Annotated in this window: 23 protein-coding genes; 15 read left to right on the forward strand and 8 right to left on the reverse strand. The window is 54.2% G+C overall.

The window, feature by feature from the left end:
- The first annotated feature begins 18 nt into the window (after nt 1-18).
- From CA264_RS17920 to CA264_RS17930, 3 genes are all read left to right on the forward strand, one after another.
- Nucleotides 19-846, forward strand: coding sequence for a phosphatidate cytidylyltransferase (locus tag CA264_RS17920; protein ID WP_025608771.1), 828 nt, complete (start codon nt 19-21; stop codon nt 844-846).
- A gap of 105 nt (nt 847-951) precedes the next feature.
- Entirely contained in the window at nt 952-2,226 is a 1,275-nt protein-coding gene (locus CA264_RS17925) for a Glu/Leu/Phe/Val family dehydrogenase (protein ID WP_025608772.1), read from the forward strand.
- A 120-nt stretch (nt 2,227-2,346) separates the two neighbouring features.
- Nucleotides 2,347-3,030: a phosphatidylserine decarboxylase family protein gene (locus CA264_RS17930; RefSeq protein WP_025608773.1), complete on the forward strand. Its 684-nt coding sequence runs from the start codon at nt 2,347-2,349 to the stop codon at nt 3,028-3,030.
- Between the two features lie 251 nt (nt 3,031-3,281).
- On the opposite strand, the gene CA264_RS17935 is transcribed toward CA264_RS17930, so the two are convergent.
- Together CA264_RS17935 and ribD are read right to left on the reverse strand one after the other, a co-directional pair.
- On the reverse strand, nt 3,282-3,764 hold the full coding sequence (locus CA264_RS17935) for a GAF domain-containing protein (RefSeq protein ID WP_025608774.1): 483 nt from the start codon (nt 3,762-3,764) through the stop codon (nt 3,282-3,284).
- 68 nt (nt 3,765-3,832) lie between these two features.
- Entirely contained in the window at nt 3,833-4,870 is a 1,038-nt protein-coding gene (ribD, locus tag CA264_RS17940; protein WP_025608775.1) for a bifunctional diaminohydroxyphosphoribosylaminopyrimidine deaminase/5-amino-6-(5-phosphoribosylamino)uracil reductase RibD, read from the reverse strand.
- Between the two features lie 148 nt (nt 4,871-5,018).
- Between ribD and prmC the strand changes: the two genes are divergently transcribed.
- The 6 genes from prmC (at nt 5,019) to rfbA (ending at nt 11,419) form a co-directional block, all read left to right on the forward strand.
- Nucleotides 5,019-5,873 carry a peptide chain release factor N(5)-glutamine methyltransferase gene (gene prmC, locus CA264_RS17945; RefSeq protein WP_051364507.1) on the forward strand — a complete coding sequence of 285 codons (855 nt, stop codon included), beginning with the start codon at nt 5,019-5,021 and terminating at the stop codon, nt 5,871-5,873.
- Between the two features lie 235 nt (nt 5,874-6,108).
- The gene (locus CA264_RS17950; protein ID WP_025608777.1) at nt 6,109-7,398 is read left to right on the forward strand and encodes a nucleotide sugar dehydrogenase; all 1,290 of its coding nucleotides are present in this window, start codon (nt 6,109-6,111) and stop codon (nt 7,396-7,398) included.
- Nucleotides 7,399-7,401: 3 nt separating this feature from the next.
- Nucleotides 7,402-8,436, forward strand: coding sequence for a UDP-glucose 4-epimerase GalE (galE, locus tag CA264_RS17955; protein WP_119570456.1), 1,035 nt, complete (start codon nt 7,402-7,404; stop codon nt 8,434-8,436).
- Between the two features lie 2 nt (nt 8,437-8,438).
- Nucleotides 8,439-9,488, forward strand: coding sequence for a dTDP-glucose 4,6-dehydratase (rfbB, locus tag CA264_RS17960; protein ID WP_025608779.1), 1,050 nt, complete (start codon nt 8,439-8,441; stop codon nt 9,486-9,488).
- 23 nt (nt 9,489-9,511) lie between these two features.
- Complete coding sequence (locus tag CA264_RS17965) at nt 9,512-10,537, forward strand: SDR family oxidoreductase (RefSeq protein ID WP_025608780.1); 1,026 nt, start codon at nt 9,512-9,514, stop codon at nt 10,535-10,537.
- A gap of 21 nt (nt 10,538-10,558) precedes the next feature.
- Complete coding sequence (gene rfbA, locus CA264_RS17970) at nt 10,559-11,419, forward strand: glucose-1-phosphate thymidylyltransferase RfbA (RefSeq protein ID WP_025608781.1); 861 nt, start codon at nt 10,559-10,561, stop codon at nt 11,417-11,419.
- 62 nt (nt 11,420-11,481) lie between these two features.
- Here rfbA and chrA read toward each other — a convergent pair whose 3' ends face one another.
- Both chrA and CA264_RS17980 read right to left on the reverse strand, forming a co-directional pair.
- A complete protein-coding gene (chrA, locus tag CA264_RS17975; protein WP_025608782.1) occupies nt 11,482-12,654 on the reverse strand; it encodes a chromate efflux transporter in 1,173 nt (390 codons plus the stop codon).
- Nucleotides 12,655-12,724: 70 nt separating this feature from the next.
- Nucleotides 12,725-13,708 (reverse strand): isopenicillin N synthase family dioxygenase, encoded by a 984-nt coding sequence (locus tag CA264_RS17980; RefSeq protein ID WP_025608783.1) that lies wholly within the window; start codon nt 13,706-13,708, stop codon nt 12,725-12,727.
- A gap of 97 nt (nt 13,709-13,805) precedes the next feature.
- Between CA264_RS17980 and CA264_RS17985 the strand changes: the two genes are divergently transcribed.
- From CA264_RS17985 to CA264_RS17995, 3 genes are all read left to right on the forward strand, one after another.
- Nucleotides 13,806-14,648 (forward strand): hypothetical protein, encoded by an 843-nt coding sequence (locus CA264_RS17985; protein ID WP_025608784.1) that lies wholly within the window; start codon nt 13,806-13,808, stop codon nt 14,646-14,648.
- Between the two features lie 128 nt (nt 14,649-14,776).
- A complete protein-coding gene (locus CA264_RS17990) occupies nt 14,777-15,352 on the forward strand; it encodes a pentapeptide repeat-containing protein (protein WP_025608785.1) in 576 nt (191 codons plus the stop codon).
- A gap of 82 nt (nt 15,353-15,434) precedes the next feature.
- A complete protein-coding gene (locus tag CA264_RS17995; RefSeq protein WP_025608786.1) occupies nt 15,435-16,202 on the forward strand; it encodes a Stf0 family sulfotransferase in 768 nt (255 codons plus the stop codon).
- A 171-nt stretch (nt 16,203-16,373) separates the two neighbouring features.
- On the opposite strand, the gene floA is transcribed toward CA264_RS17995, so the two are convergent.
- From floA to proS, 3 genes are all read right to left on the reverse strand, one after another.
- Nucleotides 16,374-17,366, reverse strand: a complete 993-nt coding sequence (floA, locus tag CA264_RS18000) for a flotillin-like protein FloA (RefSeq protein WP_025608787.1) — start codon at nt 17,364-17,366, stop codon at nt 16,374-16,376.
- Between the two features lie 10 nt (nt 17,367-17,376).
- Nucleotides 17,377-17,850, reverse strand: coding sequence for an NfeD family protein (locus tag CA264_RS18005; protein WP_025608788.1), 474 nt, complete (start codon nt 17,848-17,850; stop codon nt 17,377-17,379).
- A gap of 194 nt (nt 17,851-18,044) precedes the next feature.
- Entirely contained in the window at nt 18,045-19,523 is a 1,479-nt protein-coding gene (gene proS / locus CA264_RS18010) for a proline--tRNA ligase (protein ID WP_025608789.1), read from the reverse strand.
- Between the two features lie 196 nt (nt 19,524-19,719).
- Between proS and CA264_RS18015 the strand changes: the two genes are divergently transcribed.
- From CA264_RS18015 to CA264_RS18025, 3 genes are all read left to right on the forward strand, one after another.
- On the forward strand, nt 19,720-20,901 hold the full coding sequence (locus CA264_RS18015; RefSeq protein WP_025608790.1) for a hypothetical protein: 1,182 nt from the start codon (nt 19,720-19,722) through the stop codon (nt 20,899-20,901).
- 24 nt (nt 20,902-20,925) lie between these two features.
- Nucleotides 20,926-22,464 carry an OmpP1/FadL family transporter gene (locus tag CA264_RS18020; protein WP_025608791.1) on the forward strand — a complete coding sequence of 513 codons (1,539 nt, stop codon included), beginning with the start codon at nt 20,926-20,928 and terminating at the stop codon, nt 22,462-22,464.
- Nucleotides 22,465-22,626: 162 nt separating this feature from the next.
- A complete protein-coding gene (locus CA264_RS18025; protein ID WP_025608792.1) occupies nt 22,627-24,861 on the forward strand; it encodes a S9 family peptidase in 2,235 nt (744 codons plus the stop codon).
- Nucleotides 24,862-25,098: 237 nt separating this feature from the next.
- On the opposite strand, the gene CA264_RS18030 is transcribed toward CA264_RS18025, so the two are convergent.
- Nucleotides 25,099-26,370, reverse strand: a complete 1,272-nt coding sequence (locus CA264_RS18030) for a chloride channel protein (protein ID WP_025608793.1) — start codon at nt 26,368-26,370, stop codon at nt 25,099-25,101.
- Between the last annotated feature and the right edge of the window lie 41 nt (nt 26,371-26,411).

A 26,411-nucleotide genomic window follows, 5' to 3' on the forward strand; every position in this document is an offset into this window, starting at 1 on the left:
CCGACGCCATTCCTGTTCATGAGTAAAAACATCTCCTCCCTGAGCAATCTAAATCAACGAATCATAGTAGGGGTGCTGGGCGCCGCGGTCTTTATAGGAGGCATCTGGTACAGCGAGTGGACCTACTTTCTGCTGTTTCTGGGGCTCACGCTGCTGGGGATCTCCGAGTTCTATAACCTGGTAAGCGTGCAGGGCATGCGGCCCAACAAGCCGCTGGGCCTCCTGGTGGGCGGCGTGTTCTTCACATCGATGTTTCTGGTGCAGAACGAGGCGATGCCCGGGGAGCTGCTCTACCTGTCGCTGCCGCTGCTGTTCCTGGTTTTTATCGTGGAGATGTACCGCAAAAAGCCGCAGCCCTTCACCAACATCGCCTTTACCCTGCTGGGTGTAACCTATGTGGCCGGGCCTTTTGGCCTGCTGCACCTGCTGGGCTTCCTCAACGGGGCGTACAGCTGGCAGCCTATACTTGGCTTGATGCTGCTGATCTGGGCCGCCGACACGGGAGCGTACATTGCCGGCAAGAGCTTTGGCAAGCACAAGCTTTTTGAGCGCATCTCGCCGGGTAAAACCTGGGAGGGGTGGGCCGGGGGCACGCTGCTGGCCGTGCTGGTCGGCTATGGCATGTCTTTCCTCTTCGTTGATCTGGAGCTGTACCAGTGGGTGGGCATGGCCGTGCTGGTGGCCGTTTTCGGCGTGCTCGGCGACCTTTCCGAATCCATGTTGAAACGCAGCCTGGGCGTGAAGGACTCCGGGACCCTGTTGCCTGGCCACGGCGGAATTTTGGACCGATTTGACAGCCTTTTAATGGCAATTCCGTTCATAGTTACGTTCCTGGAGATCTTCTGAAAAATTTACATCAGCCTTTTAGGAGGTTGTAAGTATAATTCTCAACTTTACCCCGGAAACACTAAAACTGATTGAGTACTCACAATAAAAATTTTTGAGTAGATGATGTTATACAAAGAGCCAGCACCAATTAAGGACAGAGAAAATCCTTTTGAGTCGATGATGTCGCGCTTCAACATAGCCGCTGAGGTGCTTGGGTTGGATGAAGAAGTATACAACGTACTGAAGTCTCCTACTCGGCAGGTAATCGTAAACGTGCCTGTGACCATGGATGACGGCAAGGTGCGTGTGTTTGAAGGATACCGTGTAGTACACTCTACGATCCTGGGGCCATCAAAAGGCGGTATCCGTTACGCGCCGGATGTGTTCCTGGACGAGGTGAAGGCCCTGGCCGCCTGGATGACCTGGAAGTGCGCGGTGGTGGATATTCCTTATGGCGGAGCCAAAGGCGGTATCATCTGCGATCCTTATTCTATGTCGGCTGGTGAAATCGAGCGTCTGACAAGAGCCTATACTTCCTCGCTGGTAGATATCTTCGGCCCGGACCAGGACATACCGGCTCCGGACATGGGCACAGGCCCGCGCGAGATGGCCTGGCTGATGGACGAGTACTCTAAAACAAAAGGTTCCACCACACATGCCGTAGTAACAGGCAAACCGTTGGTGCTGGGCGGCTCGCTGGGCCGTGTAGAGGCAACAGGTCGCGGCGTGATGGTATCGGCCATGGCGGCCATGGAAAAGCTGGGCATGGACCCGTATAAATCTACCGCTGTGGTGCAGGGCTTCGGTAACGTAGGCGCTTGGGCTGCCAAACTGATGGCAGAGCGCGGGGTGAAGATCCTGGGCATCAGCGATGTGAGCGGAGCGTACTGGAACGACAACGGCATAGACATCGAAGAGGCCATCGAGTATAAAAACGCCCACAACGGCCGTTTGGAAGGCTACAAAGGGGCAGAGCAGATGAACCCGGACGAGCTGCTGACTTCTAAGGTAGACGTACTGGTGCCTGCCGCCGTAGAAGACGTGATCACCATCCATAACGTGGACAAGATCCAGGCCCGCCTGATTGTGGAGGGAGCCAACGGACCGACTTCCTATAAAGCCGACAACATCATCAATGAGAAAGGCATCATGGTTGTGCCGGATATCCTGGCGAACTCTGGTGGCGTAACGGTGTCTTACTTTGAGTGGGTGCAGAACCGCATGGGCTTTAAATGGACGCTGGACCGCGTAAACGAGCGTGCCGAGCGCATCATGAACGAGTCTTTCGAGCGCGTTTACGCCGCTTCGCAAAAGTATAACGTACCCATGCGTATCGCTGCTTACATTGTGGCCATCGATAAGGTAGCCATGACGTACAAGTATCGCGGGGGCTTCTAAAATATATTTTTTAGAAGAATAAGCGAAAGATTGTATAATTTTGAAGCAGGTAATAGCCCATCTACTAAACTGGATGGGCTATTATGAGTTATAAAGTACCTGCGGCAAACACAAAAACGGATGAAAATTCATAAAGAAGGACGGAGAATTTTATTTTTTACATTGTTGATTCTGATAGTGCTGAACTTGTTGCTCTACAACTTCAATCCGGAGAATGGCACCTTCAACAGAATCTTCTCCGCCGTGTCTGCCGTTCTTTTCCTATTAATTCTCCAGTTCTTCAGGAGCCCGTACCGCAACCTGCTGCTGCACGAAGACCTGATCATAGCCCCAGCCGACGGCAAGGTGGTGGTGATCGAAGAGGTGGAGGAGCCGGAGTACTTTCAGGACAAGCGCAAGCAGATCTCCATCTTCATGTCGCCGATCAACGTGCACATTACGCGTAACCCGGTGTCGGGCATCGTAAAGTACTTTAAGTACCACCCGGGTAACTACTTTGTAGCGTGGCACCCGAAATCGAGCACCCAGAACGAGCGCACCACGGTTGTGGTAGAGTCTACGGCCGGGCCGGAGGTGCTTTTCCGCCAGATTGCCGGGGCCATGGCGCGCCGCATTGTGTGGTATGTAAACGAGGGAGATGAGGTAAGCCAGGGCGAGGAGTTCGGCTTCATCAAGTTTGGCTCACGCGTCGATATCTTCGTGCCGCTGGACACCGAAATAAAAGCAGAGCTTGGCCAGAAAACAAAAGGCGGGCAGACTGTTATCGCACAGCTAAAAACACCACCGCCAACCTTGTTTGGGTAATCTTCAAGATGCTATACGCTAGATATTAGACAAAAAAGGCCGCTGCAAGTATAAACTGCAGCGGCCTTTTTATTTATCTGAATCAGGACTTTCAGGAGAATTGGCATTTATAGGATGTTTTTAGAAACGCCTGCAAACGTCACAAGTCTGGTGAGGCACTGCGCGTGGCTGCACGAGCAACTATGTTTTCCTATAGGCCCCAATCTCAACATGAGAGTCTAAAATCTTACGTCTTCTATCTAACGTCTGGACTAATACCAGCTTTCCACCAGTTTCATTAGCTGCTCCAGGTACTGCTGGTCTACCTCGTCGAAGTCGTTTAGTTTGTCGCTGTCTACGTCCAGCACCAGTTTTACCTCCCCATCCTTTATGGCGGGCAGCACAATTTCTGACTTAGAGTCGCTGCTGCAGGCGATGTGGCCCGGGAAAGCCTCCACATCCGGTACCAGCATTGTTTTCTGCTGCGTATAGCAGGCCCCGCAAACCCCTTTGTGGTACGGAATGCGCGTGCAGGCCACCGGCCCCTGAAATGGGCCCAGCACCAGCTGGCCCTCTTTGTTGAAGTACACACCCACCCAGAAGTAGCCCATACCCTGGCGTAACGCGGCTACCAGGTTGGAGATGTTTGCAATCAGGTCGGTTTCACCGGTGGTGAGCGCCTCTATTTGCGGAAGCAGCGCCTTATACTTTTCCTCTTTGCTGAGGTTGGCATCTACAAGAAGTGATTCGGCCATGGTTTAATATTGAATAACTGAATTTTTAGTGAGTGAATATGTAAGTGGTGAACGCAAAAGTCTTGTGTCTAAGATCTAGTATAGTGCAACAGTTGATCAGGCCCTAAAGTTTGAATGCTTTTTAACTGCCCGTAGGACATGCCCGGCGCTTTTACACCGGCTAAGAGCAACTTGCTCGGGCTCTTAAAAACCAGCGCCTCATCCCAGAGGTTCTCCTGCAGCAGGCTCTCCAGCAGAAAGGTGCCCCCCTCCACCAATACCGACAGTACATTTCGCTGGTAAAGGTCCTGCATGATCTGCGGAAGCATCAGTTCCCCTGCCTCCAGCTGCACGAAGTGCACGTTCTCGCGGTCCTGCTGCTTTTGGTGGGTGTATACCACCGTTGGCCAGCTCCCGTCGAAGAGGTGCAGGTGCGGGGGCAGTAGCAACTGCTTGTCTATTACCAGGCGCAACGGTTGCTGCCCCTGCCACAGGCGCGTATTCAGGCGCGGGTTATCGTAGAGGGCGGTGCGGCTGCCGACCATTATGGCCTGCTCTTCGGAGCGCCACTTGTGCACCAGCCGCTGGGCCAGCCTGCCGCTGATCTGCTCCTGCCGGTAATTGGCCGCCGCGATAAAGCCATCAGCTGTTTCCGCCCATTTCAAGAAAACATACGGGCGCTTCTGCGTGTGGAAGGTGAAGAAACGCCTGTTCAGCGCCAGCCCCTGCTCCTCCAGCACGCCTACCTTTACCTGCGCACCACTTTCGAACAGCTTCTTAATGCCACGCCCTGCCACCAGCGGGTTAGGGTCTGTGTTGCAGATAACCACATCCTTCACGCCGTGGCTGATGAGCAGGTCGGCGCAGGGCGGGGTTTTGCCATAGTGCGAGCAGGGCTCCAGGGTGACGTACACCCGGCTTTTAGGCAGCAGGCTTTTATCCTCCACTGCGGCAATAGCGTTAACCTCGGCATGGGGGCCGCCGTATTTCTGGTGCCAGCCCTCCCCGATTATCTGCCCGTTGTGCACCACCACACAGCCCACCATAGGGTTGGGGCTGGTGTAGCCGTTGCCCAATTGAGCCAGCTCCAGGGCGCGCCGCATGTACTTTTCGTCGGTTGTAGCCATACTTCAGGGTGCAAGATGCCGGGTATAAAAGTACAAGATGCTAAAGGTTGCTCGTTCTGCAGGAGCGAAGTCCAAAATCTAACGTCTTGCTACTAGTATCTGTTTAGTTACTTTTGCAAAGATACCGAAATCAACACAAAGTATAGACGTGGCCACTATTCAGCAGTTACAGCAGCATATCCGGGATAAAATAAAAGCAGCCTACCCTGAGCCGGAGGCAGGAAGCATAGCCCAGCTGGTGCTGGAGCATGTGTTGCAGAAAAACCGTGTGCAGCTAACGCTGGCGCAGCAGGAGGAGGTGCGGCCCGAGCAGGAAGCGCAGGTGGAGTTGGTGGTGCAGCGGCTGGCACAGCAGGAGCCGGTGCAGTATGTGCTGGGCGTGGCCCATTTCTACGGGCTGGAGCTGCTGGTGGACCAACGCGTGCTGATACCCCGGCCGGAGACGGAGGAGCTGGTGGACCTGGTGCTGCGGGAGCACAGGGGGCAGGCGGGGCTGCGTGTGCTGGATATCTGTGCCGGCAGCGGCTGCATTCCGCTGGCACTTGCGGCCAATCAGCCAAACGCCGATGTGTATGGCCTGGAGGTGTCGGAGGGCGCGCTGCAGGTAGCCCGCAGCAACGCCGCCAAGTATGGCTTGCCCGTAGAGTGGCTGCAGGCCGATATTTTTGAGCCGGTGCAACGTGTCGCCGCGGGGTCCCTGGACATCATCACGAGCAACCCGCCCTATGTGCTGGAGGAGGAAAAGGAGCAGATGCGGAAGAACGTGCTGCAGTATGAGCCGCACCTTGCCCTGTTCGTGCCCAACCAGGACCCCCTGAGATACTACAGAAGGATAACGGAGGTGGGGCTGCAGCTCTTGAAAAAAGGTGGTATCTTGTACTTCGAGATTAACGAGCGCTACGGCAAAGCCGTGCAGGAGTTCATGCTGGAGGCGGGTTTCGCGGAGGCGCAGGTTGTGCAGGACCTGTTCGGGAAGGACCGCATTGTTCGGGCAAAGCGGTAGCCCAGGCGAATTTTCAGGACTAAGACTATCCAAAGTATGAGTTAAAATTGTACTTTTGATGTAAAATCAATAAATGCACCGGCTTTAGGGTGTAAACGGCAGCTTAAAAGCAATGCCAACGTATAAGGGGTCGTTTTGCCCCTAAAGCTGCTGCCGATGAGCCTCTGGCAGGCACACCCTAACAAATCTCGGTGAGGGTTTGAATGTTGTATCAGGATAACTAAGCAATAAATACGTGTACGAACAACTACTTAACAAAGAAGCCAAACTTGCAGTTATTGGTCTAGGCTACGTGGGCTTGCCCATTGCCCTGGCTTTTGCCAAAAAGATAAAGGTGATCGGGTTTGATATTAACTCGAAACGTGTGGAGCTGATGCGCAATAGCATCGACCCCAGCGGAGAGTTGGAAAGCAGTGAGTTTGAGGGGGCGGACATCACCTTTACCGATAGCCTGGATGTGCTGCGCGAGGCGCAGTTCTTTATTGTAGCGGTGCCTACACCTATTGATAATTATGCCCAGCCTGACCTGAAGCCGCTGTTGTCTGCCTCTGCTACGGTTGGCAAGGTGCTGAAGAAAGGCGATTATGTTGTGTTTGAGTCGACGGTGTACCCTGGGTGCACGGAGGAGGACTGCGTGCCGGTACTGGAGCGCGAGTCTGGCCTGAAGTTCGGAGAGGACTTTAAGGTTGGTTACTCCCCTGAGCGCATCAACCCGGGAGATAAAGAGCACACGCTGGCTAAAATCGTGAAGGTGGTTTCTGGCAGCGACCCGGAGGCAGCAGAGGAGATAGCCCAAGTGTATGAACTGGTGATAGACGCCGGCGTACACCGTGCCTCTACTATTAAAGTGGCTGAGGCCGCCAAAGTTATCGAGAACACGCAACGCGACCTGAACATCGCTCTGATGAACGAGCTGTCAATCATCTTTGATAAGATGAACATCAACACCTACGAGGTGCTGGAGGCGGCCGGAACCAAGTGGAATTTCCTGCGCTTCTCGCCGGGTCTGGTGGGTGGCCACTGCATCGGCGTAGACCCTTATTACCTAACGTATAAGGCAAAGGCGCTGGGCTACGATGCCAAAGTTATTCTGAGCGGCCGCAGCACCAACGATAACATGGGCGCGCACATCGCCAACAAGCTCGTGAAGATGATGATCATGCGCGGCAAAAACATTTCGCAGACGAAGGTGCTGGTGATGGGTGCCACGTTCAAGGAAAACGTGGAGGATATCCGAAACTCAAAGGTGGTGGATGTGATCCGGGAGCTAAAAAGCTTCGGCGTGAACGTAGAGGTGGTGGACCCGTATGCTAACTCCGAGGAGCTGCAGCATGAGTACGGCTTCGGCCTGGTGGAAGCGGCCGGAAAGGGCTATGACGCTGTGGTAGTGGCCGTGCCGCACCAGCCATACCTGGAACTGGATGAGAACTACTTCAAGTCGATCATGAACGACGCGCCGATCCTGGTGGACCTCAAGGGCATCCTGCGCGGTAAAATAAAAGACATAGAATACACAAGCTTATAAGTTTTGACAAAAGAAAAGATACTGGTAACGGGCGGCGCCGGCTATATTGGCTCTCACACCGTGGTAGAGCTGGTACAGGCTGGTTATGAGCCTGTCATCGTAGATAATTTTTCAAATTCAGAGGAAAGTGCATTGGAGGGAATTGCCGCCATACTTGGCCGTAGCGTTCCCTGCCACCGCATCGACTGCACCGACACAGCAGCCCTGCGCCGTGTGTTTGAGCAGGAGCAGAATATCCAGGGAGTCATCCACTTTGCAGCCTATAAAGCAGTAGGCGAGTCGGTGGCGGAGCCGCTGAAGTACTACCACAACAACGTGGGGTCGCTGGTGGCACTGCTGCAGGTGATGGAGGAAGTCGGGGTTACGAACCTGGTGTTCTCATCGTCCTGCACAGTGTACGGCATTCCGGACAAGCTGCCCGTAACTGAGGAAACGCCGGTGCAGAAAGCAAACTCACCTTACGGTAACACGAAAAAAATGTGCGAGGAGGTGCTGACTGACCTGGCAAACAGCGGTAAAAGCAGCATAAAGGCAACGGCACTGCGCTACTTTAACCCGATCGGGGCGCACCCTTCTGCCAAGATAGGGGAGCTGCCTTTGGGGGTGCCTAACAACCTGGTGCCGTTTATCACGCAGACGGCTGTAGGCATGCGCGAGCAGCTGACAGTGTTCGGCGATGACTACGACACTTCGGACGGCACCTGTATCCGCGACTACATCCATGTTGTGGATCTGGCAAAGGCGCATGTGGTGGCCGTAGAGCGTTTGCTGCAAGGCAAGGCGCGGGCAATTGAGTTCTTCAACGTGGGCACGGGTACGGGTAACACTGTGCTGGAGGCTATCAAGGCCTTTGAGAAAGCATCTGGGCAGAAACTGAACTATAAAGTGGGGCCACGCCGTGTGGGAGATGTGCCGAAGATCTACGCCGATGTAAGTGTAGCCACCGAAGAACTCGGTTTCAAAACCACCAGCACGTTGGAGGAAGCTATGAAAAGCGCCTGGGACTGGCAGTTATCGCTTCAGAAAGAAAAAAAATAAGCATGAAAATACTGATTACGGGCGGAGCGGGCTTTATCGGCTCGCACGTGGTGCGCCTGTTCGTCACCAAATACCCAAGCTATCAAATCTACAACCTCGACAAGCTGACCTACGCCGGTAACCTGGCCAACCTGTCGGACATCGAGGACCGCGAGAACTACACCTTCCTGAAGGGAGACATCGTGGACGCGGCCTATCTGGAGGAGATTTTCTCCAGGTATAAGTTTGACGCGGTGATCCACTTGGCGGCGGAGTCGCACGTGGACCGCTCCATTACAGACCCGCTGGCCTTTGTGCAGACCAACGTGATCGGTACGGTGAACCTGCTCAATGCGGCGCGCCAGCACTGGGCGGGTAACCTGCAGGAGCACCTGTTCTACCATGTCTCCACCGATGAGGTGTACGGCTCGCTGGGAGAGGAGGGCCTTTTCACCGAGGAGACAGCTTACGACCCGCGCTCGCCGTACTCCGCCTCCAAGGCAAGCTCCGATCATTTCGTGCGGGCCTGGTTCCATACATACGGCCTGCCGGTAAAGATCTCGAACTGCTCGAATAACTACGGCCCTAACCATTTCCCGGAGAAGCTCATCCCGCTCGCCATCAACAACATCAAAAACGAGCGCCCGGTACCGGTGTACGGCAAGGGGGAGAACGTGCGCGACTGGCTTTACGTGCTCGACCACGCCCGTGCCATCGATGTGATCTTCCACGAGGGCAAAGTGGGGGAGACCTACAACATCGGCGGGGTGAACGAATGGAAAAACCTGGACCTGATCGAGCTGCTCTGCGACCAGATGGACGAGAAGCTGGGCCGCAAGAAAGGATACTCCCGCAAGCTGATCACCTTTGTGAAAGACCGCGCCGGCCACGACCTGCGCTATGCCATCGACTCCTCTAAGCTGATGGACGAGCTGGGCTGGAAACCATCGGTGACCTTTGAGGAGGGGCTAAGCAAAACAGTGGACTGGTACCTGCAGAACCCGGAGTGGCTGGAGAATGTAACCTCCGGCAATTACCAGAGCTACTACGAGGGGCAGTATACCCACAGATAAACAGTAAAAAGAAAAAACAGTATATGTACGATTTCCCATACCACGATAAGCCACTGAGTAACACCTCTTTTTTGGTAACCGGTGGCGCTGGTTTTATTGGCTCCAACCTGGTCGAGTACCTTTTAAAGTATAAAGCGGGCAAAGTTCGTGTGTTGGACAACTTCTCGAACGGCTACCGCAAGAATATAGAGCAGTTCCTGGATAACCCTGCATTTGAGTTGATGGAAGGCGATATCCGGGACCCGCAGACCTGTATGGAAGCCTGTGCCGGAATGGATGTTGTGCTGCACCAGGCGGCGCTTGGCTCTGTGCCCAGAAGCATTAACGACCCGATCACGAGTAACGATGTGAATGTGGGCGGCTTTGTGAACATGCTGACTGCCGCCAAGGAAAACAACATCAAGCGCTTTGTGTACGCCGCCTCTTCTTCTACCTACGGGGATAGCAAGGAGTTGCCGAAAGTGGAGGATAGGATTGGAAAGCCACTTTCGCCGTACGCGGTAACGAAGTATGCCAACGAGTTGTATGCCGATGTTTTCGGCAAGACGTACGGCATGGAAATCATCGGCCTGCGCTACTTTAACATCTTCGGGCCGAGACAGGACCCGAACGGTGCCTACGCCGCAGTAATCCCGCTCTTCATCGACGCGCTGATCCATAACCGCTCGCCAAAGATAAACGGTGACGGGGGGCAGACCCGCGACTTCACCTTCATTGAAAACTGCGTGCAGGCAAACATCAAGGCAGCGCTGGTAGACAACGCGGAGGCGGTTAACCAAGTGTACAACATTGCTGTAGGCGATAGAACTTCGCTGCTGGAGATGTTCCACATCCTGAAGAAGGCTGCTGCTGTAGATGTGGAGCCTGTGCATGGCCCTGACCGTGCAGGAGACATCCGGGACAGCCTCGCCGACATATCCAAAGCGAAGGGCTTGCTGCAGTATGAGCCTAAAGTGCGGATAGAAGAAGGGTTGCAGCGCACCTTTGATTGGTTTAAGGAAAATCAGGAGTTTATTTACAGAGACACAAAAGCGGCTGCGGCACATTAATAGCAGCCTTTATTGGTATACATGAAAGGAATTATACTTGCCGGAGGTTCCGGCACCAGACTTCACCCTTTGACGCTGGCGGTGAGTAAGCAGCTGATGCCGGTTTATGATAAGCCGATGATCTACTACCCGCTCTCCACCCTGATGCTGGCAGGGATCAGAGAGATCCTGATCATCTCCACACCGCACGACCTGCCCATGTTCGAGCGTCTGCTGGGTGACGGAAGCCGCATAGGCTGCCGTTTCAGCTACGCCGTGCAGGAGGAGCCCAACGGGCTGGCGCAGGCCTTCGTGATCGGGGAGGAGTTCATTGGCTCTGACAAGGTAGCCCTGGTGCTGGGCGACAACATCTTCTACGGGGCGGGCATGGGCAGCACGCTGCGGGAGAATGCGGACCCCGAGGGGGGCGTGGTCTACGCCTACCGCGTGCACGACCCGGAGCGCTACGGGGTGGTGGAGTTCGACGGGGACATGCAGGCCGTCTCCATTGAGGAGAAGCCGCTGGAGCCCAAGAGCAGCTACGCCGTTCCGGGGCTGTACTTCTACGACAACGAGGTGGTGGCAATAGCCAAGGGCCTGGAGCCGAGCGCGCGGGGCGAGTACGAGATCACGGACGTGAACCGCGAGTACCTGAGGAGGGGCAAGCTGAAGGTGGGCGTGCTGAACAGAGGCACCGCCTGGCTCGACACGGGCACGATCCAGTCGCTGATGCAGGCGGCCACCTTTGTGCAGGTGATAGAGGAGCGGCAGGGCCTTAAGATAGGCTGCATTGAGGAGGTGGCCTGGCGCATGGGCTTCATCTCGGAGCAGCAGCTGCGGCAGGCGGCAGAGCCGCTGCGAAAGAGCGGCTACGGAGAGTACCTTCTCGGCCTGCTGAAGTAAAAGAATACTACCATGAGATAAAGAAAGAGCCCGGCTAAACTGATTTGGCCGGGCTCTTTCTTTTAATAAATTGCGAAGCCGAGCAGTAAGCCCGTCAGGATAAGGAGGGGTGGGGGAATCTTGGTGAACATCAACAGGCAGAAGGTAGCGGCAACAATGCCAAAGTTAAGCACAGTGTTCTCAATGGGGTGGTACAGCAGGATGGCCGCAGCCACCACCATGCCAGAGCTCACGGCGCTAATACCCTCCAGGGAGGCACGCACGACCCTATACTTTTTCAGTTCATCCCAGAACCTGATTACAAAGAAAATCAGGAACGTGCCCGGCAGGAAGATGCCGACGGTGGCTACAAAGGAACCAAGCATTTGTCCGGCCGTGCCGAACTTGCGCATTGCCAGGTTACCTACAAAGGAGGCGAAGGAGAAGGTGGGGCCGGGCAGCGCCTGCACGATTGCGTAGCCTGACAGAAACTCTTCGCCCGTTAAGTAGCCTTTAAAATCTACGAACTCAGCGTAGAGCAGCGGAATCAGTACCTGGCCGCCGCCAAACACAAGGCTGCCGTTCCGGTAGAAGTTCTCGAACAGGCGCACGGGCAGCGAGGAGGTTGCTTTACCAAGTACGGCTGCCGTGATCAGCACCGCCACGTAAAGTACAAAGTTGGCCCACTGTATCCGCAGCTTTTTGTCCTGCTCGAGCGGGTGCTGCCTGAAACGCAGGGCTGTAACGGACCCGCCGGCTATAAGCAGGGCCGGGAAAACCCAGGGGGAGCTGAAAAAGTAGGCCAGTATGGCGGATATCACCATCAGCACTACCCCTGTTTTGGTGTTTACCACCTTTACGCTGATCATGTAGGCGGCGTAGGCGACAAAGCCAACCGCCATGGGCTGGATAATCTTCAGGAACTCCAACGAGATGCCCTGGTCCTGCAGGTATGAAATAGCCAGTGCGGCTATGGCCATAATGGTGGCGGCAGGGGCAATCCAAACCAGCAGGGTAAGGTACGCCAGGTTAGGCCCTCCGATCTTATAGCCGATAGCCGTAATGGTCTGTGTGGAGGTAGGGCCCGGCAAAATAGAGCAAAGCGCGTTGAGTTCAATGAGCTCCTGCTCGGTAAGGTAGCGGCGCTTGTCTACCAGTAGCTTAAACATCATGGCAATATGCGCCTGCGGGCCTCCAAAAGCTGTGAAGGCGAGCATTAGTACGTCTTTCAGGAAGATATAGTAGCGCAAACTCATGGTGGCATAAAAATAAAAAAAGAGAGACAGCTTTTACGCTATCTCTCTTTTTTATTGTTGTTGTAACGGCTTATGCTCTTTTTAGCCCAAGCTCCACCAGTCGCTCGTTCAGATACTCACCAGCGGTGGCATCCGGGTAAGCTTTCGGGTTTTTCTCGTCAATGCAGCTCTCCAGGCAGGTAAGGTCCATTTCGGAGCGCGGGTGCATGAAGAACGGAATAGAGAAGCGGGAGGTGTGCATCAGCTCGCGCGGCGGGTTTACCACACGGTGGATGGTAGACTTCAGCTTGTTGTTCGTTAAACGAGCCAGCATATCGCCTACGTTTACCACTACCTGCTCCGGCAGGGCCGTGATCGGGATCCACTGGCCGTCGCGGCGAAGCACCTGCAGGCCGTCGGCGCTGGCGCCCATCAGCAGCGTGATCAGGTTGATATCACCGTGCTCGGCCGCGCGTACGGCGTCGGCAGGCACGCTGTCCGGGTTCTCGATCGGGAAGTAGTGGATAGGGCGCAGAATGCTGTTGCCATACTTCACCTTCTCATCAAAGTACTCTTCGTCCAGGCCCAGGTGTATGGCGATAGCGCGAAGCACTTGCTTTCCTGCTTCCTCCAGCTTGCGGTAGGCCTCCAGGGTAACTTCCTTGAACGCCGGTACCTCTGCCGGGAAAATGTTCTCCGGGTACTCCGCCTTGATCGGGTCGCTGTCCGGGATATCGCTCAGCTCCTGGCCCACATGGTAAAACTCTTTCAGGTCACCGGTGTTGAAGCCTTTCGCCTTCTCCTTGCCCTTGCCTACGTAGCCGCGCTGGCCGGCGAGCTCCGGGTGCTCATACTTTTGCTTTACCTCATCCGGCAAGGCAAAGAATTCTTTCGTGGCAGCGTACAGCTTCTCGGTCAGCTCATCGCTGAGGCCGTGGTTACGCAGCGCAATGAAACCGATGTTCTGATAGGCATCGCCCAGTTGCTTTACAAATCGAGCCCTTCTTTCCGCATCTCCAGAAGTGAAATCCGCCAAGTCTAAGGAAGGAACCTCGTCAAACAAAATCTCGCTCATATAATTCTAGCGTATACTTTTTTGTGGTATTCACGTACCTCGCAATATACGAAGAAAATCACTAAATTAGCTGCATTGCTAACCAAACACTTATTACATGAAAAAAACGTATTTACTTCTGGCCTCGGCCCTGATGCTCGGCTTTTCTGCCTGTGACACTGCACGCCAAACCCAGGAAGCCGAAACACAAACACCTGCTGAGACAGCCATGAGTGAAGGCCCAACGCCTGTAGGTGCCGTAATGAGTAAGAATGGCTTGCGCGTGTACGCTTTTGACAACTCTCAGAAGTACCCGGAATCGCAGCTGCGGCTAAACACGCCTCCGGCCGGTGGTGTGGTGGAGCCAGGGCCGGTTCCGTTTGACTATACGCTCTCTAACTACCAGCTTACGCGCATGACGCCGCACTCCAATGCCGAGCACATCGCTAACTCGCACCAGGGGCAGCATATCCACAACATCGTGGACAACCAGCCCTACACGGCCCACTACGAAACGGAGTTTACCAAGGACCTGGAAGAGGGGGAGCACGTGATTCTGTCCTTTTTGTCGCGCTCTTACCACGAAAGCCTGAAGCACAAGGGCGCGTATGACCTGCGCAAAGTAACGGCCGGCCGACCAACTCAGACGCTGGACATTGACCTGGATGCGCCAAATATGTTCTATAGCCGCCCGAAAGGCGAGTATGTGGGTAAGGAGGCTGAAAAGGTAATGCTGGACTTCTACCTGGTGAACACCGACCTTTCTACCACCGGCAATAAAGTGCGCGCCACCATCAACGGCTCCGAATTTATGCTTGACCGCTGGATGCCTTACATCATGGAAGGCCTGCCGATGGGGGAGAACACCATTAAGCTGGAGCTGGTTGATAACAACGGCAACGTACTGCCAGGCCCGTACAACAGCGTAACCCGCACATTTACACTGAAGCCAGCCGCCTAGGCTGCGGAAGTATAAAAGTATAAAATGTAGAGAGCCCGGTTCTGTTACGAGCCGGGCTTTTTATATTTGTACGGCTGGTGCTTCCGGAGCAGGCTATAGTCGTGAAAACCACCTAAAGAGAAGTATAAATGGCTGAAAGTGTAGTAGAGTACCAGGTTTTTGAGCGGGTGGACTTTTCGGAAAGCGGACTGCAGAAAGGCGAGTACGATAACTGCACCTTTAGCAGCTGTGCCTTTTCGGGGGTAGATCTATCGGGTGTCGCATTTGTGGAGTGCACGTTCAGGGACTGTAACATGAGTATGGCCAACATGCGCAGCACAGCCTTAAAGGACGTGTCGTTCCGAAACTGTAAATTGCTGGGGTTAAACTTTAGCGAGTGCAACCCCTTCCTGCTGTCCCTTGATTTCGAAGACTGTACCCTTAACCTGGCCTCTTTCTACAGGCTCAAGCTAAAAGGCACGGCTTTTAAGAACTGCAGCTTGCAGGAGGCCGACTTTGCGGAAGCGGACCTGACAAAAGCCGTCTTCAGCAACTGTGACCTGGGCAGCGCCATGTTTGACGGCACGGTGTTGGAGAAGGCCGATCTGCGGACGTCGGTCGGCTATTCGATAGACCCGGAAGCCAATCGGCTAAAGGGAGCGAAGTTCTCTGTGGATGGGGTAACCGGGCTGCTGGACAAGTACGGGATTATCATCAGCCGCTAACCCGCTGTGCTGGCTGAAAAGGGTGGCACCACAGTTTTAATTCAAACAAGCTTGCCGCGCACTACAACGCATCAACCAAACCATGTACAACTACCTGCTTCACCTCCGCACGTACCTCATCATAAAGCGAAAGCAACTCTCCAACGCGGTCAGCCGCCAAAAGGGTAGAGGCTACACGCCCTTTGCTATCCTGTGCGAGCCCCGCACCGGGTCCACGCTGCTGCATACCTACTTGAACTTCCATCCGCAGGTGATGTCCTATGGGGAGGTGCTGCGGGAGAAGAGGGTGGCGGGCCTCTACACGTCGCCACAGCCTGTGAGCGCGTACGTGTTTAAGCCGCATAGCCCGCAAATCAAAGCTGTGGGGCTTAAACTGTTTTATTCCTATCTGCAGGACCCGTTCTACCAGAGTGCCTTCGATGAGGTAATGCAACGGAAGGATGTCCGGATCATTCACCTGGTGAGGAAAGACCTGCTAAAGCAGTATGTATCGCTGGAGATCGCTAAAAAGACAAAGGTGTGGAGTGCAGACAGGGCGCACGTAAAGCCCGAAAGAGAGAAGATGCACATCGACTGTGAAGACCTGACGCGGTTCCTGGATCTTTACATGCAGAACCAGAACTACTTAAAGGGCCTTTTTCAGCAGCATGAGGTGCTTTCTATCGCCTACGAGGGCTTAAGCGAGAGGCCTTCGGAGGTGCTGGAGGAGGTGCAGCGGTTTTTAGGTGTACAGCCCAGAACGTTGCTTTCCCTGCTCCAAAAGCAGAGCTCCAGGCCGCTGGAGTCATTTATCACAAACTATGACGAGGCAAGAAGAACCGTTGAGAAGGTGCTAAACGGGAGTTTGTAACGAAATTATCTTCTGAAGCAGGAGTCCGGCAGGCTGTCCGGTACGGAAACGTCTGCCCCTGAAACTCTCCGGAGTGCTTTCCTGTAGGCACTCAGGCGGGTATATGCCCGGAAAAGCAGCGGCCACTCCCTTGCGAGGGAGTGGCCGCTGCTGTAGTGAAAGAAAGGAGCTTTACTCCTTCGGCCTGTTAGCGCTGCCCTGCTGTTGCTGGCCCGGGTTCGCAATGGAGTTGCGCATATCAGTGTCGGACTGGATGTTCTGCATGCGGTAATAGTCCATAATGCCCAGGTTGCCGCTTCGGAAAGCCGCTGCGAGCGCCTGCGGAATCTCCACCTCTGCCTGAATTACGTTGGCGCGTGCCTCCTGTGCCTTGGCTTTCATCTCCTGCTCCACGGCCACGGCCATGGCGCGGCGCTCTTCTGCCTTGGCCTCAGCTACTCTAAGGTCGGCGCCGGCCTGGTCAATCTGCAGCTTTGCCCCAATGTTTTCTCCCACGTCGATATCGGCAATATCTATGGAAAGGATCTCATAGGCCGTACCGGCGTCCAGGCCCTTCTGTAGCACCAGCTTCGAGATCATGTCCGGGTTCTCCAGCACGCTTTTGTGCGAGGTAGAGGAGCCGATGGAGGTAACGATGCCCTCGCCCACGCGGGCAAGTATGGTTTCCTCGCCGGCACCGCCCACCAGCTGGTTTATGTTGGCCCGCACCGTCACGCGCGCCTTTGCGATCAGCTGGATGCCGTCCTGCGCCACGGCGGCTACGTTGGGCGTGTTGATCACTTTGGGGTTTACCGAGGTGGTTACCGCCTCAAACACATTGCGGCCTGCCAGGTCGATGGCGGTGGCCTGCTTGAAAGACAGCGGTATGTTGGCCTTGTCTGCGGAGATAAGCGCTTTGATAACCATCGGCACGTTGCCCCCCGCCAGGTAGTGGGTTTCCAGCTCCGTCGTTGTCAGGTCGATGCCCGCCTTGGTGGAGTTGATCATGGAGTTGACGATCAGGCTTGGCGGCACTTTACGGATGCGCATGAAGATCAGCTCTGCCAGCCCAACGCGCACCCCCGAGAACAGCGCCGTGATCCACAGGCTGATCGGAACGAAGTATAAAAAGATAATGAGCAGGATAATGCCGCCTGCAATGAGGAAAATTGCGGATAATTCCATCTGTATAAGGTTAGGAGATTGCTTCTACTGTTATTTTATTCTGGTTAAGCCTGATAATCCTGATCGCGGTGTTGGGCGTGATGTACTCCCCCTGTGTCTGCACCTCATAGTGGCGCTCCGCAAACAGCGCGGTTCCCTGCGGCCGCAGCGCCGACACGGTTCTGCCTTCCTGCCCCAGCTCCAGCGTGTGCTGGTGCTCCTCGTTTACGCGGCTCTTGTTCTGGTCCTTCAGGGCAAACCGGGCCCAGCTGTTCGACTGGAAACTGTAGAAAAAGGCCAGGCCGCCGATCAGCACGGTGCCGCCAAGTATGAGGTGGCCTGTTTCTGTGCCCAGGGCCGCATAGCCGATCCAGACGCCGATGGCCGTAAGTATCAAGCCCAGTATGCCCACAATGGTAGTGCCCGGCACAAAAATGAACTCTACCACGATCAGTAGCAGCCCGATGCCGATAAGCAAAATAACTGTTGTCCAGTCCAGTAGCATAGTAGGTTGCGCTTGTTAAGTAAATATAGGCATTTGCTGATAGAATTACGAATTACCCCTTACGAATTATCGGCCTGCCGTGCCGGGAGTTCAGGGGGCAGCAAGAGGGGCAAAAGAAAGGCGCCTCCCCGGAGAGAAGGCGCCTGTAAGCTTGTGCTTCCGCAGCCTGCGCTTGGCGGGCACGAAAAGCGGTATTAGTACGCTTTGGCAAAGTATACGCGCTGCTTGCTTGGCTTGCCGGTCAGCATGTCCACGCCTTCTTCCTCCGGGGAGTTAAGGGCGATGCAGCGGATAGTCGCCTTTGTTTCTTCTTTGATGCGCTCCTCTGTCTCCGGGGTGCCGTCCCAGTGGGCCAGCACGAAGCCGCCTTTGTTCTCCAGCACCTCCTTAAACTCCTCGTACGTGTCTACCTTGGTCGTGTGCTCCTCGCGGTAGTTCAGGGCTCTGGTGTAGATGTTCTCCTGGATCTCGTCGAGCAGGGCCGGGATATAGTCGGCCAGGCCGGCAAACTGCTGTGAGCTCTTCTCCTTGGTGTCGCGGCGGGCGATCTCGGCGGTGCCGTTCTCCAGGTCGCGGGCACCGATGGCTACACGCACCGGCACGCCTTTCAGCTCCCACTCGGCAAACTTAAAGCCAGGGCGCTCGGTGTCTCGGTTGTCGTACTTCACGCTGATGCCTTTGGCCTCCAGCTCGCGCTTCAGTTGGTTTACCTTCTCCGATATCTGCGCCAGCTGCTCCTCGCCTTTGTAAATCGGCACGATCACCACCTGGATAGGCGCCAGTTTTGGAGGCAGCACCAGGCCTTCGTCATCAGAGTGCGCCATCACCAGGGCTCCCATCAAACGGGTGCTCACGCCCCAGGAGGTGCCCCAAACGTGCTCCAGGCCGCCTTCTTTGGTGGCATACTTCACGTCAAACGCCTTGGCGAAGTTCTGGCCCAGGAAGTGCGACGTACCGGCCTGCAGGGCCTTGCCGTCCTGCATCAACCCTTCGATGCAATACGTGTCGAGGGCGCCGGCGAAGCGCTCGCTTGGTGTTTTCACGCCGCGTATAACCGGCAGCGCTATAAACTGCTCGGCAAAGGTGGCGTACACCTCCATCATCTGCTTGGTTTCGGCAATGGCCTCGTCAGCGGTGGCGTGGGCGGTGTGGCCTTCCTGCCACAGGAACTCTGCCGTGCGCAGGAACAGGCGCGTGCGCATTTCCCAGCGCACCACGTTTGCCCACTGGTTTATAAGCAGGGGCAGGTCGCGGTAGCTCTGTATCCAGTTTTTGTAGGTGCTCCAGATAATAGCCTCCGAGGTAGGGCGCACAATCAGCTCCTCCTCCAGTTTCGCGTTAGGGTCTACGCGCAGCTTGCCGGCCTTGTCCGGGTCGGTCTGCAAGCGGTAGTGGGTTACCACGGCGCACTCCTTGGCAAAGCCTTCGGCGTTCTGCTCCTCGGCTTCGAAAAGGCTCTTGGGCACAAACAGAGGGAAGTAGGCGTTCTCATGGCCGGTGGCTTTAAACATATCGTCCAGCACACGCTGCATCTTCTCCCAGATGGCGAAGCCGTAGGGCTTGATTACCATGCACCCACGCACTGCCGAGTTCTCAGCCAGCCCCGCTTTCTTTACCAGTTCGTTGTACCACAGAGAGTAATCTTCGCTTCTTTTCGGTAACCCTTTGCTCATTTTTCTCTAAAATTATCTTATATGGCTAATTTATAATGCTTTTGGAACAGATTTTGATGTTTATAAAAACGCGTTCGGACATCGTTCCGGGCCAAAAATACGTTAATATATTATACTATGGATAAGGTTTTGCTCCAATGTGTGCTTATCTTTGATATAGAAGAAGTTATTCCCCGCAGAACATAAGCAGAAGGCCATGAAGAAGTATACGATTTTTACCATAGCCCCCGTGCTCGCTTTACTGGCCGTTGGTTGTAGCAGCCCTGTTGCGATGCAGTCGTCGGAGTACGACGACATGTATTACAGCTCAACGGACGAGACAGTGTACGTGGAGCCGGAGGCGCAGCCCTCTGGCCAGGCTTACCAGACCTACGAGAACACTACCAGCGACGAGGCCCTTGCCGAAGGCGAGGTGCTGAACCCTGAATACTCCGATAACGCTATTACGCAAAACTACGCCGGCGACGAGTACTACGACGGGCGCGAGTACAGCCCGCGCGACAACTGGTACCGCCCCGATTACTCTTTTGTGGACCCTTATTGGGGATCGGCCTATATCCCGCGCCGCGCCAGCTACGCTTTCTACGATCCTTTTTACGACCCGTTTTATAATGATCCGTTCTACTATGACCCGTTCTGGGGGCCTGGCCGCTACGGCAACAGCCTGAGCGTAAGCATCAGCTATGGCATGGGCTGGGGCGGAGGCTTTTACGGAGCACCGTTCTACGGCCGCAGCAACTGGTGGCCTAACAGCTACGGCTATGGCTACTACAACGGTTATTACAACGGCTTGCACCACGGCTACTATGCCAACAATCCCTACAACTGGTACCACGACAGGCCAGTGGTTATAGGCAGGCCAACCAAGGTACAGTATGGCCCGCGCGACAGCCGCAACTCAGTGGTTAATGGCAACAACGGAACCGGCCGCCCGGACAGAGGCAGCGTGTATGAAGGCGAAAGCACAGGGCAGCAAACCCAGGGAGTGATCGGCCGCCAGTCGCGCAGCAGCCGCAGTACGGTAGCACCGGCCAATGGCACCGAGGGCACCAAGCAATCGCTGCCTGCAAGGCCGAGCCGTACCAGCCGCAGCACCACCGTGCAGCCGCAGAACCAAAACCAGAACGTACAGCCAAGCCGCCGCAGAACCCGCGAGTACACGCCAAGCCGCTCCTCGGAGCAGCCGCAGCGGGTAATCCGACGTAGCCGCTCTTCTGAGAGCGTTAGCCCGAGCCGCACCATCGAAAGCCGACCAACCCGCACGTATGAGAGCCGACCGAGCAGCACTCCTACACCGTCGCGTTCTATTGAGCGCAGCAGCAGCAGTTCTTCGTCTTCGGAGAGCAGCGGGCGCCCATCAAGAAGAGGAAACAATTAGACTAGTAAAAACTCCATATAACACATGAAGAAGACACTTTTGGCCAGCCTGGCGCTTGCACTGGGCTGGGGTGGTACTGCTTTTGCCCAAACCGAGGTTGACGCCCTGCGCTACTCTCAGATCGGGGTAACCGGTACTGCGCGTATTCAGGCAATGGGAGGTGCGCAGACAGCGCTGGGCGCCGATATTTCGAGCCTCTCCGGTAACCCAGCCGGCTTGGGCATGTTCCGCCGCTCCGAGTTTACCGTTACACCGGGCGTGCAGTCTGTAAACACGGATGCCTCAATTATGGGGAGTAGAACAAGCGGCAGCAACAGCAAGTTTGTGTTCCCGCAGCTGGGCGTGGTGCTGTCGAACAGAAAAGGAGACAGCGATGCCAGCGACTGGCGCGGAACGACCTTCGGCATTGGCTTTACGAGGCTAAACAACTTCAACGAAAAGTATACTTCCTATCGCACTCAGTCAGGGGAGCTAGACCCAACGTTAGTAGAGTATTTTACTGATTTAGCCATCCAGAATGGCCGTGATTCCTTAAGTTTGAATAGAGAGTACCGCGACGGCTTTACAACTTTAGAAGGGCTGGCTTACGGGGCTTTTCTCTTTGATGTGGAAGGAGGAGAGTATTATCCCTTAGAGCGGTTTGGGCAGATTTCACACCGGGAGGAAATTCGGCGCACAGGTTCGCAGAACCAGCTGGACATCGGCGTGGGCACCAGTTATAAAGACAAGCTGTACATAGGTGCCTCTTTGGGCATTGTAACAGTCGATTTCTCACAGGAGGTTATTTATACCGAAGCTGAGGGCGACCCGACCACACCGTTTACAAGCCTGGAGTACCGCGATGAGTTTAACACGACCGGAGCTGGCGTTAACCTGAAGGTCGGGCTTATCGCCCGCCCGATTGATGCCCTGCGTTTAGGGGTGAGCGTGCAGACGCCAACTGCCTATACCTTTGACGATGAGTACCAGCGCATCATCAACACTTCTTTTAACGATGGGGTGGAAAGTGCGGCAGAGGTGCCGGGGCAGTTTTCTTACCGCCTGGTTACCCCTTTCAAAGCAACGGGTGGCATTGCTTACTTCATCGGGAAGTACGGCTTTATCACCGCCGACGTGGAGTATGTGGATTACGGCGATGCGAAGTTCAAAGAAGATGACGATTTCTCATCCGGTGGCTTCTTTGATGATGTGAACGATGGCATTGCGACGAACAACAAATCGGCTGTGAACTATAAAATAGGCGCAGAAGGCCGCTTTGAGGTGTTCAGGCTGCGTGCCGGCTATGCCTACAATGGAGAGTTGGATAATGGCTCCAGCTACAACGCCGGGTTTATCAACTATAAGTATGGCGCAACCAAACACTACACCCTGGGTGCCGGCATCAGGTTACAGCAGTTCTTTGTGGATGCCGCCTATGTGCACTCGCAGCAGGATATAACCTATGCCCCTTTTGTGAGCGGCACCAGCTACACACCCTATTCGCCTCAGGGATCGGGAGAGCCAGCCGTGAACATCGACAGAAAGCAGAATTCAGTGCTTGTGACGTTAGGCTTCAACTTCTAACGGCGCAGGTGTAAAAGGATAATGAAAGCGGCGGCTCCGGTAGGGGCCACCGCTTTTTTGTGTCCTGCAACAAGTATAGGTACGGTTTTGGCTGTTGCTCTATGGCTAAACCACAATATTCTTCTAACTTAGAGGAGCTAAACTAAACTTTAACCGAAAAGCATGCATATCAGATTAAAAACAAATCTTTTGGCTGCCGTGCTTCTGTGCTTTGCCTTTGTGGCGCAGGCGCAGCAGAAAAAAGACATTACGCTGGAGGACCTTTACAAGAAGGGTACCTTCCGTAGCCAGTCGGTGTACGGCGTGAACTGGATGAACGATGGCCGCTACTACAGCTCTATGGTGCCAGACGAGCAGCATAAGGTGTACGACATCGTGAAGTATGATGTGACTACAGGCAAACCTGTTTCCACCATCATCGAGGGAGAAAACCTGGTGCCAGCCGGCAGCAATCAGCCAATTCAGTACGACGATTATACGTTCTCTTCAGACGAGCAGAAAGTACTTTTCTCTACCGATACAGAGCAGATTTACCGCCGCTCTTCCAAAGCGAATTTCTACATCTACGACATCGCCTCTAAGAAGCTGACGAAGCTGAGTGATGGCGGCAAACAGATGTATGCGTCTTTCTCACCGGATGCCAAGCGTGTTGCCTTCGCCCGCGAAAACAACATGTTCGTGACCGACCTGAGCAACATGCAGGAAACACAGATCACCACCGATGGCAAGTTCAACTCCATCATTAACGGTTATTCTGACTGGGTGTATGAAGAAGAATTCTCTTTCGCGAAAGGCTTCCACTGGTCACCAGACGGTAAGAAAATCGCCTTCTATACTTTTGACGAGGCAAACGTGCCGGAGTTCAACATGCAAATGTGGGGCGAGCTGTATCCGCAGGATTACAAGTTCAAATACCCGAAAGCCGGTGAGGCAAACTCAACCGTAAAGGTTTCGGTGTATGACGTTAACAGCGGCAAAACCGTGAAGATGGATACAGGCAACGAGGATGATATTTACATCCCGCGCATCAAGTGGACAAATGACCCGAACCTGCTGTCTATCCAAAAAATGAACCGCCTGCAGAACACCCTGGAGATTCTGCACGCCAATGCTTCTACCGGTAAAACCAATGTGGTATTGAAAGAGACAGACAAAGCTTACATTGACATTACCGACGACCTTACTTACCTGGAGGACGGCAAGAATTTTATCCACTCTTCTGAGAAGGATGGTTACAACCACCTATACCTGTACAACATGAACGGTAAACTGGTGCGCCAGATCACCGACGGAAACTGGGAAGTGAGCGAGTACGTTGGCTACGACGAGAAAAACGACCGCCTGTACTACATGTCTACAGAGGTGTCCCCACTGGACCGCCACCTGTACAGCATCAGCAGCAAAGGCAAAAAGAAGCAGCGCCTGACAGAGAAATCAGGTACGCACAACATCAACATGAGTAATGATTTTAAATACTACCTGGATTATTACTCTGCTGCCAACACACCACCAACCGTAAGCCTGCACACAGCTAAAGATGGCAAACTGATTAAGGTGTTGGAGGATAACGAAAAGCTGAAGAACACGCTGGCGCAGTATGATATTGCCAAGCAGGAGTTCTTCACTATGAACACAGCTGACGGCACGAAGCTGAACGGCTGGATGATCAAGCCAACGGACTTTGACCCGAACAAAAAGTACCCTGTGCTGATGTTCGTGTACGGTGGCCCGGGCTCACAGACAGTAACCAACAGCTGGGGCGGCAGCAACTACCTTTGGCACCAGGTGCTGGCCGACAAAGGCTTGATAGTGGTAAGCGTAGATAACAGAGGTACAGGTGCCCGTGGCGCTGACTTCAAAAAGATTACCTACGCTAACCTGGGTAAGTATGAAATCGAAGACCAGATCGAGGCCGCTAAATGGCTGGGCAAGCAAAGCTATGTAGACAAAGACCGCATCGGTATTTGGGGCCACAGCTTTGGTGGCTACATGACGCTGCTTGGCTTAACGAAAGGTGATGGTGTGTTCCGTGCAGGTATCTCCGTGGCTCCGGTTACAAACTGGAGATTCTATGACTCTATCTACACAGAGCGTTACCTGAAAACACCACAGGAAAATGCGGCAGGCTATGATGAGAACTCACCGTTGTTCTTCGCTGATAAGCTGCAGGGTAAGCTGTTGCTGATCCACGGTACAGGCGATGACAACGTGCACTTCCAAAATGCTGTAGCCATGCAGGATGCCTTAATTGATGCCAACAAGCAGTTCGAGAGTTTCTACTACCCGAACCGCAACCACGGCATCTATGGCGGCAACACCTACATGCACCGCTTCACCATGATGACTGACTTCCTGGAGCGCAACCTGATTAACCCTACTACTGAGAAGAACCAGTAAGTATAAGTATAGCTGTTATAAAAAAGGCTCACCGTAAATGGTGAGCCTTTTTTATTTTATGGATAAGTATAGCTTAGAGCTTGTTTAAATTTTGTTTTTGCAAGCGAAAGCTGAATGGAAGGGGTTCTGGCAAAGCGGTTTTAGAGCTTCATAGCAGCGCTATGGGGCGAGAAGAGCGTGAAGCCAGGTTCCTTTACAGGCAGTTTGCAGCGCAAAGGATAAATTTTAAACATGCTCTTATTCCTTTACGCCCAGCTGCGCGTTTATCAGCGGTGTTTTAGGTGCCAGGAAGAAACCGGTCAGGCTGGCAAACAGGATCGGGATGAAATGATGAAAGCCTGTAAGCGTGGCCAGCAAAATGGTCGTGCTGATTGGGGTGCGGGTAACGCAGGCGTTGATCGCCGCCATGCAACTTACCATAATCAGAGGCAGGTTCTGGCCCGGAAAGGCAGTGTTCACAATCATGCCCACCGTAGCACCCACAAAGAAAAGCGGAATGATAAAACCGCCGCGCCAGCCGGAGGTAACGGTAAAGGCGATAGCCAGTATCTTGGCTCCCAAAAGTATAAGCAGGAACTCCAGCGTAAACTGCTCCTCCAGCAACACATTCAGCTCATCGTGGCTAAAGTAGCGGGAGAGGGGCACAAAGTAAGCAATAGTACCGATGATGAGCCCTCCGATCATCATCTTTATATAAATCGGCACATGCAGTTTTTGAAAAATACGGCGGCATTGGCGCACTGTAAAAATAAACAACCAACCAGCTGCCGTGCCTGCCAACGCATACAGCATGGCATAGAAAAAGTCGTTTAGCTCGGGTGTGGCATAGATCGGGAAAACCCAGGTAGGGCCAATGCCGATATGTGTAACCAGAAGAAAAATAACATAGCTGGAGCAGCTGGCAACAAGGGCAGGCATCAGAGCTTGGTAGTACTCGCTGATGTGTTTATGGTGTTGTATCTCCAATGCAAAGAGGCTGCCACCTAGCGGAGCGCCAAACAGGGCTGTAAAGGCAGAAGCCATACCTGCTATACTTAAAGAGCGTAGGTCTTCGCCTTTTATCCTGAGCTTCCGGGCTATCCACGTGCCGGTGGAGCCTACCACCTGCACAAGCGGAGCCTCCGGGCCTGCACTGCCGCCGCTCGCAATGCACAGCCACGACGACAGGATCATGGACGGGTTATTCTTGGGCTCCAGTCTGCCGCCCTTAAAACGGATGTTATTTACAATCAGGTCCATCTCGCCGGGGTCGCCGAGAAAGTGAATAACCAAGCCTGCTAACAGACCTGCTACTGCCATGATTGGAATGACATAAAGCCCCTGGAACTGCGCCAGAAAATGCAGCAGTCCCTCTAGTACCGTCCAGTAAAAGCCGGCAATCACACCGCCCACAATACCCACGGCTATCCATAGCAAAAACAGCTTGCTGAACACAAAAGGATTAAACTGCAACGGGTAGTTCAGCTGGTTCCGAAGCGTTACGGCTAGTCTTCTTCTCTTAAAGTCCATCGGGCAAAGGTACGGAGAAATAGAAGAGTAGGTAAACCGAA

Origin of the sequence: Pontibacter actiniarum, from assembly GCF_003585765.1 — a bacterium.
Lineage (GTDB): Bacteria > Bacteroidota > Bacteroidia > Cytophagales > Hymenobacteraceae > Pontibacter > Pontibacter actiniarum.

Bases quoted from the DNA above. Each gene is read 5' to 3' on its own strand.
- CA264_RS17920 (WP_025608771.1), top strand. From the start codon at position 19: ATGAGTAAAAACATCTCCTCCCTGAGCAATCTAAATCAACGAATCATA.
- CA264_RS17925 (WP_025608772.1), top strand. From the start codon at position 952: ATGTTATACAAAGAGCCAGCACCAATTAAGGACAGAGAAAATCCTTTT.
- CA264_RS17930 (WP_025608773.1), top strand. From the start codon at position 2,347: ATGAAAATTCATAAAGAAGGACGGAGAATTTTATTTTTTACATTGTTG.
- CA264_RS17935 (WP_025608774.1), bottom strand. From the start codon at position 3,764: ATGGCCGAATCACTTCTTGTAGATGCCAACCTCAGCAAAGAGGAAAAG.
- ribD (WP_025608775.1), bottom strand. From the start codon at position 4,870: ATGGCTACAACCGACGAAAAGTACATGCGGCGCGCCCTGGAGCTGGCT.
- rfbB (WP_025608779.1), top strand. From the start codon at position 8,439: ATGAAAATACTGATTACGGGCGGAGCGGGCTTTATCGGCTCGCACGTG.
- CA264_RS17965 (WP_025608780.1), top strand. From the start codon at position 9,512: ATGTACGATTTCCCATACCACGATAAGCCACTGAGTAACACCTCTTTT.
- rfbA (WP_025608781.1), top strand. From the start codon at position 10,559: ATGAAAGGAATTATACTTGCCGGAGGTTCCGGCACCAGACTTCACCCT.
- chrA (WP_025608782.1), bottom strand. From the start codon at position 12,654: ATGAGTTTGCGCTACTATATCTTCCTGAAAGACGTACTAATGCTCGCC.
- CA264_RS17980 (WP_025608783.1), bottom strand. From the start codon at position 13,708: ATGAGCGAGATTTTGTTTGACGAGGTTCCTTCCTTAGACTTGGCGGAT.
- CA264_RS17985 (WP_025608784.1), top strand. From the start codon at position 13,806: ATGAAAAAAACGTATTTACTTCTGGCCTCGGCCCTGATGCTCGGCTTT.
- CA264_RS17990 (WP_025608785.1), top strand. From the start codon at position 14,777: ATGGCTGAAAGTGTAGTAGAGTACCAGGTTTTTGAGCGGGTGGACTTT.
- CA264_RS17995 (WP_025608786.1), top strand. From the start codon at position 15,435: ATGTACAACTACCTGCTTCACCTCCGCACGTACCTCATCATAAAGCGA.
- floA (WP_025608787.1), bottom strand. From the start codon at position 17,366: ATGGAATTATCCGCAATTTTCCTCATTGCAGGCGGCATTATCCTGCTC.
- CA264_RS18005 (WP_025608788.1), bottom strand. From the start codon at position 17,850: ATGCTACTGGACTGGACAACAGTTATTTTGCTTATCGGCATCGGGCTG.
- proS (WP_025608789.1), bottom strand. From the start codon at position 19,523: ATGAGCAAAGGGTTACCGAAAAGAAGCGAAGATTACTCTCTGTGGTAC.
- CA264_RS18015 (WP_025608790.1), top strand. From the start codon at position 19,720: ATGAAGAAGTATACGATTTTTACCATAGCCCCCGTGCTCGCTTTACTG.
- CA264_RS18020 (WP_025608791.1), top strand. From the start codon at position 20,926: ATGAAGAAGACACTTTTGGCCAGCCTGGCGCTTGCACTGGGCTGGGGT.
- CA264_RS18025 (WP_025608792.1), top strand. From the start codon at position 22,627: ATGCATATCAGATTAAAAACAAATCTTTTGGCTGCCGTGCTTCTGTGC.
- CA264_RS18030 (WP_025608793.1), bottom strand. From the start codon at position 26,370: ATGGACTTTAAGAGAAGAAGACTAGCCGTAACGCTTCGGAACCAGCTG.